The sequence below is a fragment of the Shewanella sp. 10N.286.52.C2 genome (assembly GCF_002874545.1).
Taxonomy (GTDB): Bacteria; Pseudomonadota; Gammaproteobacteria; order Enterobacterales; family Shewanellaceae; genus Shewanella.
Map to the genome: position 1 here is coordinate 101,201 of NZ_MCTV01000017.1, position 18,745 is coordinate 119,945.

17 protein-coding genes are annotated in these 18,745 nt (G+C 40.5%); 13 read left to right on the forward strand and 4 right to left on the reverse strand.

What is annotated here, in order from left to right:
- Positions 1 to 31: 31 nt before the first annotated feature.
- Positions 32 to 439 (reverse strand): phosphate-starvation-inducible PsiE family protein, encoded by a 408-nt coding sequence (locus BCU94_RS07980; RefSeq protein ID WP_076540074.1) that lies wholly within the window; start codon positions 437 to 439, stop codon positions 32 to 34.
- A gap of 194 nt (positions 440 to 633) precedes the next feature.
- The gene (gene suhB, locus BCU94_RS07985) at positions 634 to 1,437 is read right to left on the reverse strand and encodes an inositol-1-monophosphatase (protein ID WP_076542340.1); all 804 of its coding nucleotides are present in this window, start codon (positions 1,435 to 1,437) and stop codon (positions 634 to 636) included.
- A gap of 149 nt (positions 1,438 to 1,586) precedes the next feature.
- Between suhB and trmJ the strand changes: the two genes are divergently transcribed.
- The 12 genes from trmJ (at position 1,587) to BCU94_RS08045 (ending at position 16,315) form a co-directional block, all read left to right on the forward strand.
- On the forward strand, positions 1,587 to 2,324 hold the full coding sequence (gene trmJ / locus BCU94_RS07990; RefSeq protein WP_102440394.1) for a tRNA (cytosine(32)/uridine(32)-2'-O)-methyltransferase TrmJ: 738 nt from the start codon (positions 1,587 to 1,589) through the stop codon (positions 2,322 to 2,324).
- A gap of 24 nt (positions 2,325 to 2,348) precedes the next feature.
- A complete protein-coding gene (gene cysE / locus BCU94_RS07995; RefSeq protein ID WP_102476087.1) occupies positions 2,349 to 3,170 on the forward strand; it encodes a serine O-acetyltransferase in 822 nt (273 codons plus the stop codon).
- A gap of 313 nt (positions 3,171 to 3,483) precedes the next feature.
- On the forward strand, positions 3,484 to 3,945 hold the full coding sequence (gene iscR, locus BCU94_RS08000) for a Fe-S cluster assembly transcriptional regulator IscR (protein WP_076542338.1): 462 nt from the start codon (positions 3,484 to 3,486) through the stop codon (positions 3,943 to 3,945).
- Between the two features lie 79 nt (positions 3,946 to 4,024).
- A complete protein-coding gene (locus BCU94_RS08005) occupies positions 4,025 to 5,239 on the forward strand; it encodes an IscS subfamily cysteine desulfurase (RefSeq protein WP_102440392.1) in 1,215 nt (404 codons plus the stop codon).
- Between the two features lie 39 nt (positions 5,240 to 5,278).
- Complete coding sequence (gene iscU / locus BCU94_RS08010) at positions 5,279 to 5,662, forward strand: Fe-S cluster assembly scaffold IscU (protein ID WP_076542320.1); 384 nt, start codon at positions 5,279 to 5,281, stop codon at positions 5,660 to 5,662.
- A 14-nt stretch (positions 5,663 to 5,676) separates the two neighbouring features.
- Entirely contained in the window at positions 5,677 to 6,000 is a 324-nt protein-coding gene (gene iscA / locus BCU94_RS08015; protein ID WP_102440391.1) for an iron-sulfur cluster assembly protein IscA, read from the forward strand.
- Positions 6,001 to 6,060: 60 nt separating this feature from the next.
- Positions 6,061 to 6,585 carry a co-chaperone HscB gene (gene hscB / locus BCU94_RS08020; RefSeq protein ID WP_102440390.1) on the forward strand — a complete coding sequence of 175 codons (525 nt, stop codon included), beginning with the start codon at positions 6,061 to 6,063 and terminating at the stop codon, positions 6,583 to 6,585.
- Positions 6,586 to 6,674: 89 nt separating this feature from the next.
- Positions 6,675 to 8,537 (forward strand): Fe-S protein assembly chaperone HscA, encoded by a 1,863-nt coding sequence (hscA, locus tag BCU94_RS08025; RefSeq protein WP_102476088.1) that lies wholly within the window; start codon positions 6,675 to 6,677, stop codon positions 8,535 to 8,537.
- An 8-nt stretch (positions 8,538 to 8,545) separates the two neighbouring features.
- Positions 8,546 to 8,881, forward strand: coding sequence for an ISC system 2Fe-2S type ferredoxin (gene fdx / locus BCU94_RS08030; protein ID WP_076542310.1), 336 nt, complete (start codon positions 8,546 to 8,548; stop codon positions 8,879 to 8,881).
- Between the two features lie 445 nt (positions 8,882 to 9,326).
- Entirely contained in the window at positions 9,327 to 9,758 is a 432-nt protein-coding gene (gene ndk, locus BCU94_RS08035) for a nucleoside-diphosphate kinase (RefSeq protein ID WP_102440383.1), read from the forward strand.
- Between the two features lie 785 nt (positions 9,759 to 10,543).
- Positions 10,544 to 13,174 (forward strand): TonB-dependent receptor, encoded by a 2,631-nt coding sequence (locus tag BCU94_RS08040; protein WP_102476089.1) that lies wholly within the window; start codon positions 10,544 to 10,546, stop codon positions 13,172 to 13,174.
- Positions 13,175 to 13,600: 426 nt separating this feature from the next.
- Positions 13,601 to 16,315 carry a TonB-dependent receptor gene (locus BCU94_RS08045; protein WP_102476090.1) on the forward strand — a complete coding sequence of 905 codons (2,715 nt, stop codon included), beginning with the start codon at positions 13,601 to 13,603 and terminating at the stop codon, positions 16,313 to 16,315.
- Between the two features lie 164 nt (positions 16,316 to 16,479).
- Here BCU94_RS08045 and BCU94_RS08050 read toward each other — a convergent pair whose 3' ends face one another.
- The gene (locus tag BCU94_RS08050; RefSeq protein ID WP_241904975.1) at positions 16,480 to 16,842 is read right to left on the reverse strand and encodes a TraR/DksA C4-type zinc finger protein; all 363 of its coding nucleotides are present in this window, start codon (positions 16,840 to 16,842) and stop codon (positions 16,480 to 16,482) included.
- 333 nt (positions 16,843 to 17,175) lie between these two features.
- Positions 17,176 to 18,132, reverse strand: coding sequence for a tRNA-dihydrouridine synthase (locus BCU94_RS08055; RefSeq protein WP_102476091.1), 957 nt, complete (start codon positions 18,130 to 18,132; stop codon positions 17,176 to 17,178).
- Between the two features lie 314 nt (positions 18,133 to 18,446).
- On the opposite strand from BCU94_RS08055, the gene BCU94_RS19660 reads away from it, so the two are divergent.
- A partial coding sequence (locus tag BCU94_RS19660; RefSeq protein ID WP_102476092.1) for a hypothetical protein occupies positions 18,447 to 18,745 on the forward strand: 299 nt, incomplete at its 3' end.

Consider the following 18,745-nt stretch of genomic DNA (forward strand, 5'->3'; position numbering starts at 1 on the left):
ATAAATTAACAAAGGTGTCTACTCTGTGAGCTTAGTCGAAATCTTTGCTTTTAGGGTAGGGCAGTTTCAGTTGTCCCCAGCGAATGACAATGACCGTGGCTGCTAGCACAATCGTTGAAACAGAAATCGCCAGTATGCGCCAGTCATCCATATCTTTCATATCAAGAATTAAGTAACGGGCCAGTGCCACAATAGCAATATATAGTGGCATGCGGATAGGTAGCTTACCTGACTCGAGGTAATTGACCACCATGGCTAAGACTTCAAGATAAATGAAGAGTAGTAGCAAATCGGCAAGTTCTACGGTTCTAATATCGAACATATGCATCACCTCTTCGCCAATGGCAAAGACGGTCGCAAGAGAAATAATGAAAAGAACGATATGTTCGACGCCTTTAAGGCTTTTAACACCTATTTGGCGGAGTATAGGGAGTGGCATGATTATTACATCTCTTATTATAAATTTGATTGATAATTCAGTATATTCTGCTAAATGGAATAATGCTGAGTGATCTAGTTCAAATAATATAAATTTATCCCAATATCATCACTATTTAGCAGTGCCATTGAAGGCTAAAGAACTGCAGATACAAAAAAGCCGCCATAAAAGGCGGCTTTTGGCGTTAATTGAAATTAGCGTTTTAAGCCTTCATTTAATAAAGGACGCATAATTTTAACTAACTCGGAAGTCACTTTAGGAGAACCTGCAACAATATTACCTGAAGTCATATAGTTATGGTTTCCGGTAAAGTCAGCTACAGTACCGCCAGCTTCACGACAGATTAAGTCGCCTGCTGCGATGTCCCAAGGCTTAAGACCGATTTCAAAGAAACCGTCAAAACGACCCGCGGCAACATAGGCTAAATCAAGTGCTGCTGAACCGGTGCGACGAATGTCTGCACATACAGGGAATACTTCACCTAAGATGTTTAGGTAAGATTCAGTGTGTTGGCGAGCTTTGAACGGGAAACCAGTACCAATAATGGTGCCATCAAGTGTTTTAACATTAGTTACACGTAGACGGAAGTCATTAACTTTAGCGCCTTTACCACGAACGGCAGAGAACAGTTCTTCGCGTACAGGATCGTAAACAACGGCAACTTCAATTTTGCCTTTGTATTGAACAGCGATAGAAACTGCGAAATGAGGGATACCACGAACGAAGTTGTTGGTACCATCCAAAGGATCAACTATCCACACATAATCTTTATTGGTGCCACGGTTTTCACCGTTTTCTTCGCCAACAATCGTATGATCTGGGTAAGATTTACGAATTTGGTATGTAATGGTAGATTCAGCTTCCTTGTCTACACTCGTAACAAAGTCATTTAGACCTTTTGAATCAATCTCAACATTGTCGAGTTCAGTGTAGGCGCGCATAATAGTTTGGCCCGCAGCGCGTGCAGCGCGCGTGGCAATAGTCAGCATCGGATGCATAGCAATCCCCTGGATGTTAAAGAACGAATAAATCAGCGGCATATTATACGCTTTTTGACAGTTATATCAAATGCAGATTTTCATATAACGAATTAATTGCTGCTTGTGTTACTATTCCAAAATAGTTTTTTAAAGAATAAAGTAGTTTCATGCTGAGTAATATACGCGTTGTTTTAGTGGGTACATCACACCCTGGTAATATTGGTTCTACAGCAAGAGCCATGAAAACCATGGGGTTATCAAATTTATATTTGGCTGAACCAAGAGTTGAGCCTGATGGGCAATCTATTGCACTTGCTGCTGGCGCAGCAGATTTAATCCGAGATATCACTATTGTTGATTCTTTAACGGATGCAATCAAAGACTGTAGCTTAGTCATTGCAACCAGTGCCAGAAGTCGTACTTTAGATTGGCCAATGCTAGTGCCAAAAGAAGCAGGTGAAAAACTTGCTCTTGAAGGGATAAAAGGGCCTGTAGCGATTGTCTTTGGTCGTGAGAACCACGGGTTAAGCAATGAGGAATTACAAGAGTGTCATTATCATGTAGCCATACCTGCAAATCCAGAATATAGCTCATTGAACTTGGCGCAAGCGGTACAAATCATTTGTTATGAAACCCGCATGGCCCACCTTGCGTTAGATGAAAAAGCAACGGTTGAAGAAGAATACCCGTTAGCAGAAGACTTACAGCGTTTTTATGTACACCTTGAGTCAACACTAACAAAAACTAACTTCATTATTAAGAATCATCCAGGGCAGATTATGACCAAACTTAAACGTTTATTCGCCCGTGCAAGGGTTGAAACTGCGGAGATGAATATTCTGCGCGGTATATTGACTTCAATCGATAAAAAAGTCGCGAAATCAGACGAGAACAAAGATTCATAACGTTAACGTATTAAGGATTGTTATATGGGCGTGATTGCGCGACTAAAAGAAGATATTGAATCTATATATCACCGCGATCCCGCGGCGAACAGTAGTTTCGAAATATTAATGAACTACCCTGGTATGCAGGCAATTTGGATCCATCGCATCAGTAACAAGCTTTGGAATGCAAATTGGCGTCTGCTATCTCGATGTTTGTCTACTTTTTCGCGTTGGTTAACAGGGGTCGAAATTCATCCTGGTGCGACTATTGGCCGTCGATTCTTTATCGATCATGGTATGGGCGTTGTGATTGGTGAAACAGCCGAAATTGGTGATGATTGTACGCTTTATCATGGCGTTACCTTAGGTGGCACAACATGGCAAGCGGGAAAACGTCACCCAACACTGCAAAATAATGTGGTGGTTGGTGCTGGGGCACAAATTCTGGGGCCTATTACGATGCATGATGGCGCAAGAGTTGGCTCAAATTCAGTAGTGGTTAAAGATGTTGCTAAAGACACTACTGTAGTGGGTATACCTGGCCGTGTGGTATCAAGTCCTTCAGCGCAATCGAAAGAACAAACTGAGCGTAGAAGCGCCATGGCGAAAAAATACGGCTTTGATGCCTATGCAGTGTCGCCAGACAACCCAGATCCTGTTGCCAGTGCCATTGGGCAAATGCTTGATCATATGCATTTAATGGACTCTAAAGTACAAGAGATTTGCCAAGCGGTGCAAACCATGGGCGGTGAAGTCTGTACTGAAAAGCTACCAGAGTTGAATGTTGACGACTTTACTGAAGCTGAACAAGAAGCGGCTGAAAAACGTACTCAAGAAATTGATAAGTTTGACCCGATTATATAATCAGTAGACTTGAAAATGACACAATCGACACCCACTTATCTGGGTGTCGATTTTTTATTTCTGTACTGCAAATTTTAACAACTGAAGCATTTTTGTAAAAGTAGGACGAATTTATCACAAATTAGGGCTTTTAATGGCTCGCTGGCATTGAATCTTGCACTATAAAAAGGTTAAATAGCCCTGCAAATTTTAAGACCTAAATTGTTAGATGTGAACGAGAGATAATACTTGAGTAAATTACTTGGTTAAATACTTGACTAAAATACTCGGGTATGGTGAAATTGCTCTATGGTTTATGGGAGCAAATAACGTTATGAAACTGACATCAAAAGGTCGCTACGCAGTGACAGCTATGCTGGACGTTGCAATTCACTCAGCTACCGGGCCAGTTCCCTTAGCGGATATTTCTGAGAGACAGGGGATATCGCTTTCCTATCTTGAGCAACTTTTCGCCAAGCTTCGTAAACATGGTCTTGTATCAAGCGTGCGTGGTCCTGGTGGCGGTTATCGCCTAGGCCAAGAAGCCAATGATATCTCTGTAGGCATGGTTGTCCATGCTGTTGACGAGTCTGTCGATGCGACTCGTTGTCAGGGAAAAGGGAACTGCCAAAGTGGCACCCGCTGTCTAACCCATTCGCTATGGGGTGACTTAAGTAAACAAATTTCAGATTTCTTAGATGGCATTACACTTGCTGGATTGATGCACAAACGAGATGTTCAATTTATCTCACTAAAGCAAGATGAAATGCAGAATGAACATAGAGTTAGTTTATAATTTCCTGTTCATATATTGATAACTATTTATATGTACGTTGTTAGTAGCCTCCTTTGGGCTACTCAGTACGGAGTGTATGATGAAGCTTCCTATCTATTTAGACTATGCCGCAACAACCCCTGTCGACAAACGCGTTGCCGACAAGATGGTGCAATTTATGACAATGGACGGTGTGTTTGGTAACCCTGCATCTCGTTCTCATCGTTATGGTTGGCAAGCCGAAGAAGCAGTTGATATTGCTCGTAACCAAGTAGCAGATTTAATCAACGCTGATCACCGTGAAATTGTATTTACATCTGGTGCGACTGAATCAAGTAACCTTGCCATTAAAGGTATTGCGCATTTCTATCACAAGAAAGGCAAGCACATCATCACTAGCAAGACAGAACATAAAGCAACGTTAGATGTATGTCGTCAGCTTGAACGTGAAGGCTTTGAGGTCACTTACCTTGAACCAAGTGCAAACGGTTTAATTGCATTGTCAGTGATTGAAGCTGCCATGCGTGAAGACACTATTTTAGTGAGCATCATGCATGTAAACAATGAAATTGGTGTGATTCAAGACATCGAAGCCATTGGCGAATTATGTCGCTCAAAAGGTATTTTCTTCCATATGGATGCAGCACAAAGTGCTGGTAAATTACCGATTGATGTACAAGCAATTAAAGTTGATTTGATTTCAATTTCTGGCCATAAAATGTATGGGCCTAAAGGCGTAGGTGCATTATATGTGCGCCGTAAGCCTCGTATCCGTTTAGAGTCACAAATGCATGGTGGCGGACATGAACGTGGTATGCGTAGTGGTACATTAGCGACACATCAACTTGTTGGTTTAGGCGAAGCAGCCGCGATTGCTAAGCAAGATATGATTGAAGACAGTGCCCGTATCCTTCGTCTACGTGACAAGTTATGGAATGGCATTAAACATATTGAAGAAACTTATATTAATGGTGACATGCAGCAACGTTATTGCGGCATTTTCAACGTCAGCTTCAACTTTGTTGAAGGCGAGTCATTAATGATGGCGCTTAAAGATTTAGCGGTTTCATCAGGGTCTGCATGTACTTCAGCAAGCCTAGAACCAAGTTACGTATTACGTGCACTAGGCTTAAATGATGAAATGGCACATAGCTCAATTCGCTTCTCAATCGGTCGTTTTACCACTGATGAAGAAATCGAGCATGCAATTAAAGTAATTGATGAATCTATCGGTAAATTACGTGAAATGTCTCCATTATGGGAGATGTTCAAAGATGGTATCGACCTTGATCAAGTTCAATGGGCACATCACTAATACATTATTATCGATAGCGATAAACGGAGCAGAATTGTTATGGCTTACAGCGAAAAAGTAATCGAACATTATGAAAATCCACGTAACGTTGGTTCATTTGATAAAAATGATCCATCAGTGGTAACCGGAATGGTAGGTGCACCCGCATGTGGTGATGTAATGAAATTACAACTTAAAATAGGCGAGAATGGCATCATTGAAGATGCTAAATTCAAAACTTATGGTTGTGGTAGTGCCATTGCATCAAGCTCATTAGTAACAGAATGGGTTAAAGGCAAAACTGTTGAAGAAGCCGCTACGATTAAAAATGCAGACATTGCAGAAGAGTTAGCGCTTCCACCAGTTAAAATCCATTGCTCAATTTTAGCTGAAGATGCTATTAAAGCAGCGTTGGATGAGTACAAATCAAAGCAAGATAAGTAATACCTGGAGTTAAGATGGCAATTACAATGACCCCAGCTGCGGCTGATAGAGTTAAATCTTTTCTAGTAAATCGTGGGAAAGGTTTAGGTTTACGCCTTGGGTTAAGAACATCTGGTTGTTCAGGTATGGCTTATGTCATCGAGTTTGTCGATGAAATTAATGACGACGATGAAGTTTATGACATCGAAGGCGTAAATATCATCATAGATGCCAAAAGCTTTATTTATCTGCAAGGTATAGAGTTAGATTTTGTTAAAGAAGGCCTAAACGAAGGTTTTCAATTTAACAACCCTAATGCCAAAGGTGAATGTGGTTGTGGTGAAAGTTTCACTGTTTAGTTAATCTATACTATGAAGCTTGTATCGCAAATCACCAATCAAAGAGCATGATATCTGCCAATGAATTATTTTGAGTTATTTCAATTTTCACCTTCCTTTGATATCGATATCGCCCAACTTGCAGAACGCTACCGCGAACTGCAACGGGCGGTTCATCCCGATAAATTCGCTAATGGATCTGAGCAACAAAAATTATTATCCGTGCAGCGTACTGCACAAGTTAATGATGGTTATCAGACTCTCAAGAATCCGCTCAGACGTGCCGAACACATATTGAGCCTTCGTGGTATTGATATAAGCCATGAAACCACCACAGTTAAAGACACTGCATTTTTAATGCAGCAGATGGAATGGCGTGAAGCATTAGAAGATATCGAGCACAGCCAGCAACCCGACGACTTAATCAGTGACTTATTTGACTCTTTTGCTGATTTTGAAAAGTCACTCTCGCAAAGCCTTGCTATTTTACTGGTTAAAGACACCGATAATGATAATTTATTAGCGGCAGATCAGATCAGAAAGCTAAAATTTATGGCAAAATTGCAAGATGAACTCGCTAAAATTGAAGATTCATTACTAGACTAATGGATTGGTAAACTTAATGCTCTGTTTTTAACAGAGCATTTTGTTTTGATTTAATCGATGAATGTTTACTAATAAACAATTGGATTACTATGGCCCTTTTTCAAATCGCTGAGCCCGGTCAAAGCGCCGCGCCCCATCAGCATCGCCTTGCTGTTGGTATCGACTTAGGTACCACAAACTCTTTAGTTGCGGCAGTTAGAAGTGGCGAAGCATCAACGCTAGTTGATGATAACGGACAGCATTCTCTTCCTTCTGTGGTCCATTATAATGCCGAATCAATTGATGTCGGTGTTAATGCACAAGCACAATCTGCCCAAGACCCTAAAAACACCATTGTTTCAATTAAACGTTTTATGGGTAGAAGTCTTGCTGATATTCAAGCAAAAGAGCAACAGCTCCCATACGACTTTAGCTCGAGTGACAATGGCTTACCGATTTTTAATACTGCGTTTGGCGCTGTTAATCCTGTGCAAGTATCAGCTGAAATCTTAAAGCCACTCATTGCCCGTGCTGAGTCAACATTAGGCGGGAATCTTGAAGGTGTGGTGATTACCGTACCGGCTTATTTTGATGATGCCCAGCGTCAAGGCACTAAAGATGCTGCGGAGCTGTTAGGCGTTAAAGTATTACGTTTACTCAATGAACCAACAGCAGCAGCAATTGCTTATGGTTTAGATTCAAAACAAGAAGGTGTGATCGCCATTTATGACTTAGGTGGTGGTACATTTGATATTTCAATACTGCGTCTAAATCGTGGTGTGTTTGAAGTATTGGCTACTGGTGGTGATTCTGCTTTAGGTGGCGATGACTTTGATCATTTATTGCAAGCACACCTGCAGCAAGCTTTTGGTTTAACAGATTTGTCTGCCACCCTTTCGCGTCAATTATTGATTGAATCGAGAAGAGTTAAAGAGCACTTAACCACATCTGAGACCTGCATAGCATCGATTACGTTAGATAATGCTGAGCGCGTAGAAACACAAGTGACTAAGGCTGATTTTGAAGCATTGATTAGTTCATTAGTTAAGAAAACCATATCAAGCTGTCGCCGAACATTACGTGATGCCGATGTCACCACTGATGATATTATCGAAACGGTGATGGTCGGTGGCTCAACTCGTGTGCCTTTAGTGCGTGAGCAGGTTGAAACTTTCTTTAGGAAAACACCATTAACCTCAATCGATCCTGATCGCGTCGTCGCCATTGGCGCAGCAATTCAGGCAGATATTTTAGTGGGTAATAAACCTGAATCAGATTTATTACTACTTGATGTCATTCCATTGTCTTTGGGTATCGAAACGATGGGCGGCCTTATTGAAAAAGTCGTCACCCGTAACACCACCATTCCAGTGGCTCGCGCTCAAGAGTTTACCACTTTTAAAGATGGTCAAACGGCGATGGCATTTCATGTGGTGCAGGGCGAACGTGAAATGGTTGACGATTGTCGTTCATTAGCGCGCTTTACCCTAAATGGTATTCCAGCGCTTGCCGCAGGTGCTGCGCATATTCGCGTGACCTTCCAAGTGGATGCTGATGGTTTACTTAGCGTAACCGCTATGGAAAAATCAACTGAAGTGAAGACCACGATTCAGGTAAAACCTTCATTTGGTTTATCTGACTCTGAAATAGCGACTATGCTGAAAGATTCAATGAAGCATGCTAAAGATGACATTAGCCGTCGTATGCTAGCTGAGCAGCAAGTTGAAGCGTCTCGAGTAGTGGAAACACTAACCGCAGCATTAGCAAAAGATGCGGACTTATTAAATGAGCAAGAGCGCAGTGCTATTTATAGCGCCATTGAACAGTTACAAGTGACCGCTCAAAGCGATGATACTGACGCGATTGAAAAAGCGATTGAAGCGTTAGATGCACAAACCCAAGAGTTTGCTAATCGTCGTATGGATAATTCAATTCGAACAGCACTGAAAGGCCAGTCTGTCGATAATATATAGGTGAACAAATGCCGCAGTTAGTATTTTTACCCCATGAAGAGCTGTGTCCTGATGGAGCAGTTCTTGAAGCAGAAATAGGCGAAACGATTTTAGACGTTGCTTTAAAAAATGGCATTCATATTGAACATGCTTGTGAAAAGTCATGTGCCTGTACCACTTGTCATTGTATCGTCCGTGAAGGCTTTGATGAGCTAGAAGAAAGTGATGAATTGGAAGATGACATGCTAGATAAAGCTTGGGGTTTAGAGCCTGAAAGTCGTCTAGCTTGTCAGGCTAAAGTGGTTGATACCGATATGGTTATCGAAATACCTAAATATACTATTAATATGGTCAGTGAAGGCTAGTTTACTTCACTAGTACTGACTGCTTTTTAGCTAATAACAGTTTATAGCGTTATTTCAAAGCAGCGGTTCTATGTCTCGACATAGCCGCTGCTTTTTTGCAGCCTGCTTAGGCTAACACGATTATGCGCTATTAATCATTAACGACAATTTTGCTTTATTCTTCGCCTATAAGCTGTCCATATTGAGCCAAGATGATTTTATACATCAGTAGGCTACGCTCGTTGCAAGATCCTTGAGCCCCTTTGAGGCTATGCTGCAGAAATATTAAACGGCTTATTATTAAGAGGTTACTCACGAGCATGCGTTTTATCACAATTTTACTATTACCTTGGTCACATGGTTAAATTTTGATAACGTGACGCCGATAACACTATGCATTACAGGCTAAATTACGTATAATCCGCGCGAATTTTAAAATATATTTGTTATTTAAAGGAAGCTCACAATGGCGATCGAACGCACTTTTTCAATTATTAAACCAGATGCAGTTGCTAAAAACCACATCGGTGCTATCTACAACCGTTTTGAAACTGCTGGTCTTAAGATCATCGCTTCTAAAATGGTGCACCTTACTAAAGAGCAAGCAGAAGGTTTCTACGCTGAGCATAGCGAGCGTCCTTTTTTCGGTGCTTTAGTTGCATTCATGACTTCTGGTCCTATCATGGTTCAAACGCTTGAAGGTGAAAACGCTGTTCTAGCTCACCGTGAAATCTTAGGTGCGACTAACCCAGCTGAAGCTGCTGAAGGCACTATCCGTGCTGATTTCGCAGAAAGCATCGATGAGAACGCTGCTCACGGTTCTGATTCTGTAGCATCTGCTGAACGTGAAGTTGCTTACTTCTTCAGTGCAGAAGAGTTGTGTGCACGCACACGCTAAATTCTACATTGATTTTAAAAAGGAGCCTTATGGCTCCTTTTTTTATTCCTAAAAAATATGTTTAACAAAAGGTTTTGATGAAAAATAGACTAGCTTACTTACTTCCCTACATAAGCTAGCTTTAGTTATGCCTCTCTTGTCATTTAAATTGCTCGGTTACATCTAATACTCTCAGTGTTCATTTTTACACGAAAAAAACTCTACCAACTCTCATCTTTACCGCCGAGACTCAACGCAATTGATTTCCGAGAACATATACTAAAGAGATAAAACAATATTTAGAATTCATTTAGATCATACAATTAACATTGCTTGAAATTTATTATGTATTTACTGTCATTATTTATACGTTTATTAAATATTATTTGAACTTTACAAAGTTATTTTTTGATACCTAGGTTGTCAAATTGTTAATGAGGTTAAATTCTTTGTGTTGTATTGTTTATTAATTATTTAAACTTTTATCTATATTTAACTCGGTAGGTTGATTTTTGATCTGATTTAATGTTGCGCGCAACAAAAGTGCAAACTTTATATTTATATTTAGTAACAACTGTTCATCTTGTATTTGTAAGTAGTTGTTTTTATGTGATTAACTTAACTTGTAACACGATCTCATTTTATGTTGTATCTTACGCAACCCTATTGGTTATTTATTTGTGAAATTTGTTGACTAAGGTCGACTTATTTAACAATAATGACTTTAGTTGACTAAATTAGTTAACCTAAAAATTATAAATATAACGTTGTGGGTTTATTTGAAACATGACGAAGGGAGTTTAATAATGAGTTCATTATCTTTGACAGCTAAGGCAATCCGCCGTGGCTTTTTGACAATAGCAGCAACAACCGTCGCAACAGGTTCAGTTTTTTCAGGCAGTGTTATTGCTGAAGAAGCGCAAGCTGAGAAAGTAGAAAGAATTGCAGTTACTGGTTCACGTATTAAACGTACCGATATGGAAACTGCTAGCCCAGTTAGCGTTATTGACGCTTCAGCGATTATCGCTTCTGGCGCAACATCAATCGATGATGTATTACAGAAGATGACATCTTCTGGTGGTGCGATGACCAATGCAGCTGTAAATAACGGCTCAGGTGGTAACGCCCGTGTAAACCTTCGTGGTTTAGGTTCTAACCGTACCTTAGTTCTTGTTAACGGCCGTCGTATGATTGCATCAGGTACTGGCGCAGCGTCTTCAGTTGATTTAAACACAATCCCAGTTTCTATGATCCAACGTGTTGAAGTACTAAAAGACGGCGCATCAGCAGTTTATGGTACTGATGCTATCGCTGGTGTAGTTAACGTAATCTTAAAACGTGATTTTGATGGTTTTGAGCTAAATGTTCAAACGGGTATTTCAGGTCAAGGTGATGCAGATGAATCAAGCATTGACTTCACTATGGGTAATACCTTCGATAAAGGTAACGTTGTAATCAACGCTCAGTACACCAAGCGTGGCGATGCAAGCCAAGCAGATCGTGACTTCTCTGAATGTCCAATTGCTGAAGGCGCTGACGGCCTATATTGTGCCGGTTCTTCATACTCAGAAGGCGGCCATATTTGGGGAGCAAATGGTGCTGATTTAAGTGGTCGTGGTGGTGAGTACCATGAGTTCACTGATGCTGACCGTTATAACTATTCAGCTTCAAGTTTCCTATCTACTCCGATGGAGCGTTTGAATTTAAGTATGGCTGGTACTTATGAGCTATCTGATTCAATCATGTTCTTCTCTGAAGCAATGTACTCTAAGCGTTGGTCTGACCAACAAATGGCGCCACAACCAATCTGGAACAGCGAATCTTGGGAATACCAGCCAATTTCTGCAGGCGGTTGGATGACTGATGATCTTCTTCCATGGGTAGAAGATGGCGAACTTGTAGATTATGGTCGTCGTATGGTTGAGAGTGGTTCTCGTGACTTTTCTCAAGTGGTTGACACGATCCGTTTAGTTGTTGGTGTTGAAGGCGAGTTCGACAATGGTTGGACATGGGATGCTTCTTACAATAAAGGTAAGAATGATTCAGTAGACACATTAGCAAACCTACACAATATCGGCTCTATCAATGATGCTGTGCAAGCTGAAGAATTTGATCCTTTCCTTCAGTCATCTTGGATGGGCGATAGTATTGCTCCATTCGTATATACAGAAGTGAATGCTGGTGGTAGCGAGTTAGATATTGCTTCGCTTTCTCTTTCTGGTGATATCGTTGATTTACCTGCAGGTACTATGGGTTTTGCTGCGGGTTATGAATTCCGTAAAGAATCTGCATACTACACTCCTGATTCATTAACGGCTCAAGGTCTTGCAAATGACCCACGTGTTGAAGCAACTTCAGGTTCATTTGATGTTAATGAAGCCTACGTTGAGCTTGCAATTCCGCTAATCAGCGATATTCCATTACTTCAACAAGTTGATCTGAGCGCTGCTATTCGTTACTTCGATTACAGCACATTCGGTGATGATACGACTTGGAAACTTGGTTTAACTTGGCGTGTATTTGATGACTTAATGCTTCGTGGTGGTCAATCAACTGCATTCCGTGCACCAACAGTATCTGAATTATTTGGTGGTAAGTCTCCGTCATTCGATCAAATTGTTCACCCTGCAACAGATCAAACTCAAGCGGAAGTAACAGTTGGTGGTAACCCACTGTTAACACCTGAAGAAGCGGATATTACTACTCTTGGTTTAGTTTATTCTCCAAGCTTTGTTGATGGTTTATCGTTAACTGTTGATTACTATGATATTGGCATTACAAATACAATTACTTCAGTAGATTCAAACTACATTGCTAACCAGTGTTTAGATGCTAATGGTAATAAGATCAATGAAGGTACTGCTTTATGTCAGGCATCTAACATTGAAATTGATAACACTGGCCGTATAAGTTTTGATAATGGTTTACAAAACATTGGTGAAACAAATACATCTGGTTTCGATATTAACTTAGCTTACACATTCGAAGGTTTAGGTCTAGATTGGAAAGCGGGTCTTGATACTTCTATCTTAGATACATATGAAGAATTTGACCAAGATGGTAATGCTGTTGATTATAAAGGCTTCATTACTGGTGGTGTTGGTGCTTATGCTGAATTTAAAACCAACTTCAACTTAACTGCAGCTGGTGATGATTGGTCAGCTACTTATGAAGCGCGTTACATTGATGGTATGGACTCATTTGCGTGTAAAGATGATCCAAGTGATTGTTACGCGCCTTCAGTTGACTCAATCGTTTACCACGATATCTCAGCTAACTATGACATTACCGAAACAGTTAGATTGTCTGGTGGTGTGAATAACGTATTAGATGAAGAGCCTCCATACTACACAGGTAACAACGATTCGAATACCGATCCGTACACTTATGATGTATTAGGTCGTTACTTCTTCGTTAGAGCAAGCGTTAAGTTTTAAGCTAACGTTTATAAGATAATTTGTTTGTCTTAATGAAAACCCCAACCATTCATTTGGTTGGGGTTTTGTTTTATCTATAGAACAATCCCGTATCGTTTACTGATCTTTCTTTGCAGTGTTACCAGTGGTTAATTTTTTAAACTCTTCTTTATCAATTGAAAGGAAGTGTATCAAGCGGTTGCTTGGAGGCTTTCTTTTTGGTCGCTGGTCTCAAGTTGCTGTTTAATGGTGTTATTTTATGTTCTGGTCGTTTGTTTGAGCGAGCATCTGTATCAATTTGTGCTCTGGCAGTTAAAAAGCTGTGACTAATGTTGAAGATTAAGCGTTGATTTAACAGTATCGAATCGAGGTTTTAACTTCAGCACAACTAAATAAAACAATAATAAGTCAATGCGTTAATGATATTTAACGTCCAGGGAGATTTACATGAGTACAATGACATTAACAGCAAGAGCGATCCGTCGCGGTTTGCTTGCAGCAGCTGCCACATCAGTTGCGTTTTCGGGGGTCGCTTTTGCAGAAGAAGTGGCTGAAAAAGTAGAACGGATTGAAGTAACGGGTTCTCGTATCAAGCAAGTTGATATGGAAACTTCTTCACCAGTTACCGTATTAAGTGCTGCTGATATTGCATTAACAGGTGAGAAAACAGTTGCTGATGTATTAAACAACTCTTCTATAAATGCATTTGGCTCATGGCGTGGTACGTCAGGGTACGGTTCAGGAGCTAGTGCAACGAGTTCTGTCAACATGCGCGGGCTGGGCGCTCAAGCAACGCTAGTACTACTTGATGGTCGTCGTATGCCTGGTACTAGTTCAAGTTCAGGTGCCACTGCTGATACCTCACAGATCCCATTAGCTATTGTAGAACGTATCGAAATCTTACGTGACGGCGCTTCTGCTGTTTATGGCTCAGATGCTGTTGCTGGCGTTATTAACATTATTACTAAAAAGGAATTTGATGGATTCCAATTAGATTTCAGTACCGAGCAACCTTCAGTTGAAGGTGGTGATGCTAACCGTTTCTCAATTGCCACAGGCTTTAATACTGATAAAGGCAATATCACTTTTACTTATGAGTACTATGATACTAAATCAGTCATGGACCGTGATATTTGGAACATGGATGATCCATCTTATGGTGATTACAGTTCATTCAGTTCTGTGCCAAATGGTTATTATAACACTGGTGTTCAAGACACTAATGAAGATGGTACTCCAGCCTTTGATGATGATGGTGAACCAATCTATGTTTACGATTTTTATTCAAACTCTGACATGTGTGACCAAACTGAGAATGTCTCAAATGGTATTGGTGAAGACAATAGTGGCCGTTGTTACTACAGTTATGGTGAAGTAACCAAATTATTTGGTGATATGGAACGTAATTCGTTCATGACCAATTTTAATTATCAAATCACTGATGACATTCAATTCCGTGGTCGTGGTTCAGCATCGCTAAGTGAAACAAATACTCGATATGCTGGTACGCCAGTCTCTACTAATTACCCTGTCTTAGCTGCGGATAACCAATACAATCCGACTGGTAAAGACATGACGCTGTACATGCGTTCGGTACAAATCGGTGAACGTGATACGTTAACAGAAACCAACAACTTTGATATTTTAGGTGGATTTGTAGGTTTTGCTGATGTGGGTAATGGTATTGATTGGGAATTAAATGCCCAATACTCTGGTTCTACAACTAACTCGTTTAATTACAATTTGATAAATGACAACATTATTCAGAGTGAATTAGATACAGGTAATTACGATATTTTCAATACTACCGGTATGAGCTATGAAGATTGGGATCAGCAAATGACAGCGCTTTACAGTGCTGCGAATCATACTGGTGTTTATCAAGGTCAATTTGATAGTACTCAAATTGACGGTTTAGCTTCAACATTATTAGTGGAAAACGATACCATTTCTTTAGCAATGTTAGTTGGTGCTGAATATGAAATGATTAACTTCAAGCAAATGTCAGATCCTGAATCTGCTTCAGGTATTATTTCAGGCGGTTCAGGTGGTGATGATGTTGATGCTGAGCGTGATCGCACCGCAGCATATACTGAAATTCAATTAGGCCTACCAGCGAATATTGATGTATCTATGGCTGTTCGTTATGAAAGATACGAGCAATCAGGTACGTTAACTGGCGCGAGTGGTGAAATCGTTAATTCTTCAACATTTGATGCAGTAGTACCTAAGTTAGGCGTCAGTTGGAGACCGGTTGATTCATTACTTGTTCGTGCAAGTTATGGTGACTCCTTCCGTGCGCCAAATATGGGTGAGATGTTCTCTTCACAATCACTTAGCTTTGAAACCGCGTATGACTCAGTTTGGTGTGAGGCTAATAATGACTCTGACGCTAACTATTGTGCAACAGCTAATCAGCATAAAACCTGGTTTGGTGGTAACCCAAATCTAGAAGCTGAAGAAGGTAACTCGCTAACTTTAGGTGCAGTTTGGAATGCGACTGATGCTTGGAGCATTGAGCTTTCTTACTATGACATTACCTACGACAATAAAATCGAAGCGGTTAGTGCAACAGATGTTATCCGTGATGAAAAAATTAACGGTAGTTCAGAGTTAGTTCACCGTGGAAGTGATGGAAAAATTGAGTACCTAGAAAGTGGTTATATCAATATGTCATCAGTTAAAACCTCAGGTTTTGACTTTGCAACCACTTACAATGTTGAAACAGGTTTTGGTGACTTCAACTTTAAAGTTGATTTAACTCATATCCTAGAGTTTGAAGAGCAAGCGAATGCAGAGTCTGAAGCAATTGACCTAGCTGGTATTCAAGATTATCCAGAATGGCGTGGTAACTTTGCCGCAGCTTGGTATTACAACGACTTTAATGCTGCTTGGACTACGGTTTATATCGGCAGTCAGTCTGGTGATTACTGGCGTGATCTTGGCTACAGCTATATCACAGATACTCCTGATTACTTTAAGCATAATTTCCAAGTCGGTTACACACATGACTGGGATGGCACTGTAACAGTAGGTGTTAACAACCTGTTTGATGAAAAAGCGCCAACTTGGTATGACTTTGCGGGCTATCGTGATGTGAACACAGGTCTATATGATGTATTAGGTCGTACTTATTATGTTCGCTTAAGCCAAAAGTTCTAAAATAGTTTCTCCTCCCTGAAACCCAAAAACCTCCGCTTGCGGAGGTTTTTTTTATTTGCGAATAACAACTTTGTGGCTGGATTAGACTATAAATCTGGGTCGGACCATAAATGACGATGAATTGCTATCAAGAATAGAAAGCACTTTAAAGCATTAATCAAGCTTTAATGACTTAGCTTAAGCTCATGACGATGTTGTTGGTTGTACTTTTCAGCGCAGTGAGCACAGCGCTGCTCAGTGGGATCGGTGGCCAAACGCTCAGCTTCAATGTCAGACTCGCAGTCAGAACATAAACCATAGAGGCCAAGTTCAAGCTGGCAAAGAGCGGCATCAAGACGGGTTAGTTGTCCAAATAGAGGGGTGTCAGTTAATCGCTGCTCACTCATGAGTTCAATCAACTCGGTCAAACTCATATTAAATTGAACTTGAGCAGAAGGCTGAGTTTGTTGGTTTAATTGATGTACAAGTTCATATTTTAACTGTGCTTCTCGTTGCAATAATATTTGTTGTACGTCTTGAGTGTTCACAAGATCACCTAATTAGTTTGTTCATTTCACTGGTTATCCAGTCTACCGTTAATCAATATGCTTACTATGATGGAGATCAATTGAGAGTTAATTTGGGATTTCAGTATTAGGCTTTATTTATATAGTGTGAACTAAGTAGGTAACTAAACGCGCAAAATCTTATATTTTGTGCTGTAAATTAAGCAAGATAGCGAAGGGGATAGCTCAATGATGGTCTGTATCGGGGCAAATTGCTGACTCAAAAAGAATTATGCAGTTTGTTTAACCGAAAACCCATCACAGAAATGAGTTCTCAGTTAATGAAAGCTGTTAATGCTAAAAAGACTGCTTAAGTTAGCCGTTAGTCGCTAACTGTTGTTCATGGGCTTTTTCTAAAATGGCAATGATACCTTCAGCCGTTTTAAGCACTCTGAGCTCTCTGAATAACACATCAGCTTCAGGGTACTGTTTATTCAAATAAGTAAACCATTGCTTTACTCGGGCAGGGTAATAATCAATTTTCTTGTTAACCAACTGCTTTTGGGTGTAGTTCAGTAACAAATTTAGCGTTTGTGACCAAGTGTAAGGCGCTTCAACGCCTTTTATGGTGGCAGCAAGGTTTGGCAGAGACATTGCCCCGCGCCCCAGCATTATGCTGTCACAGCCTGTAACTGCCATACAGCGCTTAGCATCATCACTATTCCAAATCTCACCGTTAGCAATAATAGGGATAGGTAAACGCTCACGCACCTCGGTTATGTATTCCCAATAAGCTGGCGGTTTATAGCCGTCAGTTTTACTGCGAGCATGAATAGCAAGCTCGGTAGCACCCGCTTCATACACAGCGATGGCGTTTTCCATAAATAATGACTTATCTTCGTAACCGAGACGGATTTTAGCAGTAACAGGTTGATCTGCTGGTACTGCATCACGCATTGCTTTGACTATATCGTGAATTTTATCCGGGTATTGCAGTAATACTGCGCCGCCATTGCTGCGGTTAACCATTTTAGCGGGGCAACCAAAGTTAGCATCAACACCGCATGAGCCTAGTTCAACCGCGCGCTGGGCGTTTTCTGCCATCACTTGCGGATGTTGCCCTAATAATTGAATTCTTACCGGGGTGCCTGATGCGGTCAAACCGCCATTACGCAGCTCAGGGCATAATTTATGATAAACCTTCTCAGGAAGTAACTGATTAATCACCCGCACAAATTCGGTTACCACCAAATCATAAGGGTTGATTTCAGATAAAATTTCTCGCATCAAATCATCAATGACGCCTTCCATCGGAGCTAAGACTACGTGCACAGTACTACCTGGTTAACTATAAAAGGAGCGCTATTCTAGCGAGTTTAATTTTTTATACAAATTCATTTCAAGTATTTGAATTCACTGTTATCTGCTGCAACTGAATATTTAATCTTTTATATCAAGTTGATAGATGAATATTTTGTCCTATCCTTAATCATTAGAGAACTTCTCTAGCAATATTTTTAATAAAAAATGATGATTTAGATCAATTAATGTGAAATAAAAGTAACAGGTTGTAGGTCTATTCATCTGTAAGCCAGCACTGTTTGTTGTTGGTCATCATTATTAAGTTTGAATTTAAGGAAATTATTATGAACTCAGTAAAGCAAACAACAGTCGCATTGGCATTAGGTGCAGTCGTATTAACCGCTGGCGTATCAACGTCTGTAGAGGCAAATCCATTTGGTTTTGAGCAAATGAATTCAGGTTACCAGTTAGATGGCGGCGATAAAAAAGCTAAAGAAGGCAAGTGTGGTGAAGGTAAATGCGGCGGCGATATGAAAAAAGCCAAAGAAGGCAAATGCGGTGAAGGTAAATGCGGCGGCGATATGAAAAAAGCCAAAGAAGGCAAATGTGGCGAAGGCAAGTGTGGCGGCGATATGAAAAAAGC

What these genes read in the sequence shown, in the direction of transcription:
- BCU94_RS07980 (WP_076540074.1), bottom strand. Translation starts at nt 439, where the DNA reads ATGCCACTCCCTATACTCCGCCAAATAGGTGTTAAAAGCCTTAAAGGC.
- suhB (WP_076542340.1), bottom strand. Translation starts at nt 1,437, where the DNA reads ATGCATCCGATGCTGACTATTGCCACGCGCGCTGCACGCGCTGCGGGC.
- trmJ (WP_102440394.1), top strand. Translation starts at nt 1,587, where the DNA reads ATGCTGAGTAATATACGCGTTGTTTTAGTGGGTACATCACACCCTGGT.
- cysE (WP_102476087.1), top strand. Translation starts at nt 2,349, where the DNA reads ATGGGCGTGATTGCGCGACTAAAAGAAGATATTGAATCTATATATCAC.
- iscR (WP_076542338.1), top strand. Translation starts at nt 3,484, where the DNA reads ATGAAACTGACATCAAAAGGTCGCTACGCAGTGACAGCTATGCTGGAC.
- BCU94_RS08005 (WP_102440392.1), top strand. Translation starts at nt 4,025, where the DNA reads ATGAAGCTTCCTATCTATTTAGACTATGCCGCAACAACCCCTGTCGAC.
- iscU (WP_076542320.1), top strand. Translation starts at nt 5,279, where the DNA reads ATGGCTTACAGCGAAAAAGTAATCGAACATTATGAAAATCCACGTAAC.
- iscA (WP_102440391.1), top strand. Translation starts at nt 5,677, where the DNA reads ATGGCAATTACAATGACCCCAGCTGCGGCTGATAGAGTTAAATCTTTT.
- hscB (WP_102440390.1), top strand. Translation starts at nt 6,061, where the DNA reads ATGAATTATTTTGAGTTATTTCAATTTTCACCTTCCTTTGATATCGAT.
- hscA (WP_102476088.1), top strand. Translation starts at nt 6,675, where the DNA reads ATGGCCCTTTTTCAAATCGCTGAGCCCGGTCAAAGCGCCGCGCCCCAT.
- fdx (WP_076542310.1), top strand. Translation starts at nt 8,546, where the DNA reads ATGCCGCAGTTAGTATTTTTACCCCATGAAGAGCTGTGTCCTGATGGA.
- ndk (WP_102440383.1), top strand. Translation starts at nt 9,327, where the DNA reads ATGGCGATCGAACGCACTTTTTCAATTATTAAACCAGATGCAGTTGCT.
- BCU94_RS08040 (WP_102476089.1), top strand. Translation starts at nt 10,544, where the DNA reads ATGAGTTCATTATCTTTGACAGCTAAGGCAATCCGCCGTGGCTTTTTG.
- BCU94_RS08045 (WP_102476090.1), top strand. Translation starts at nt 13,601, where the DNA reads ATGAGTACAATGACATTAACAGCAAGAGCGATCCGTCGCGGTTTGCTT.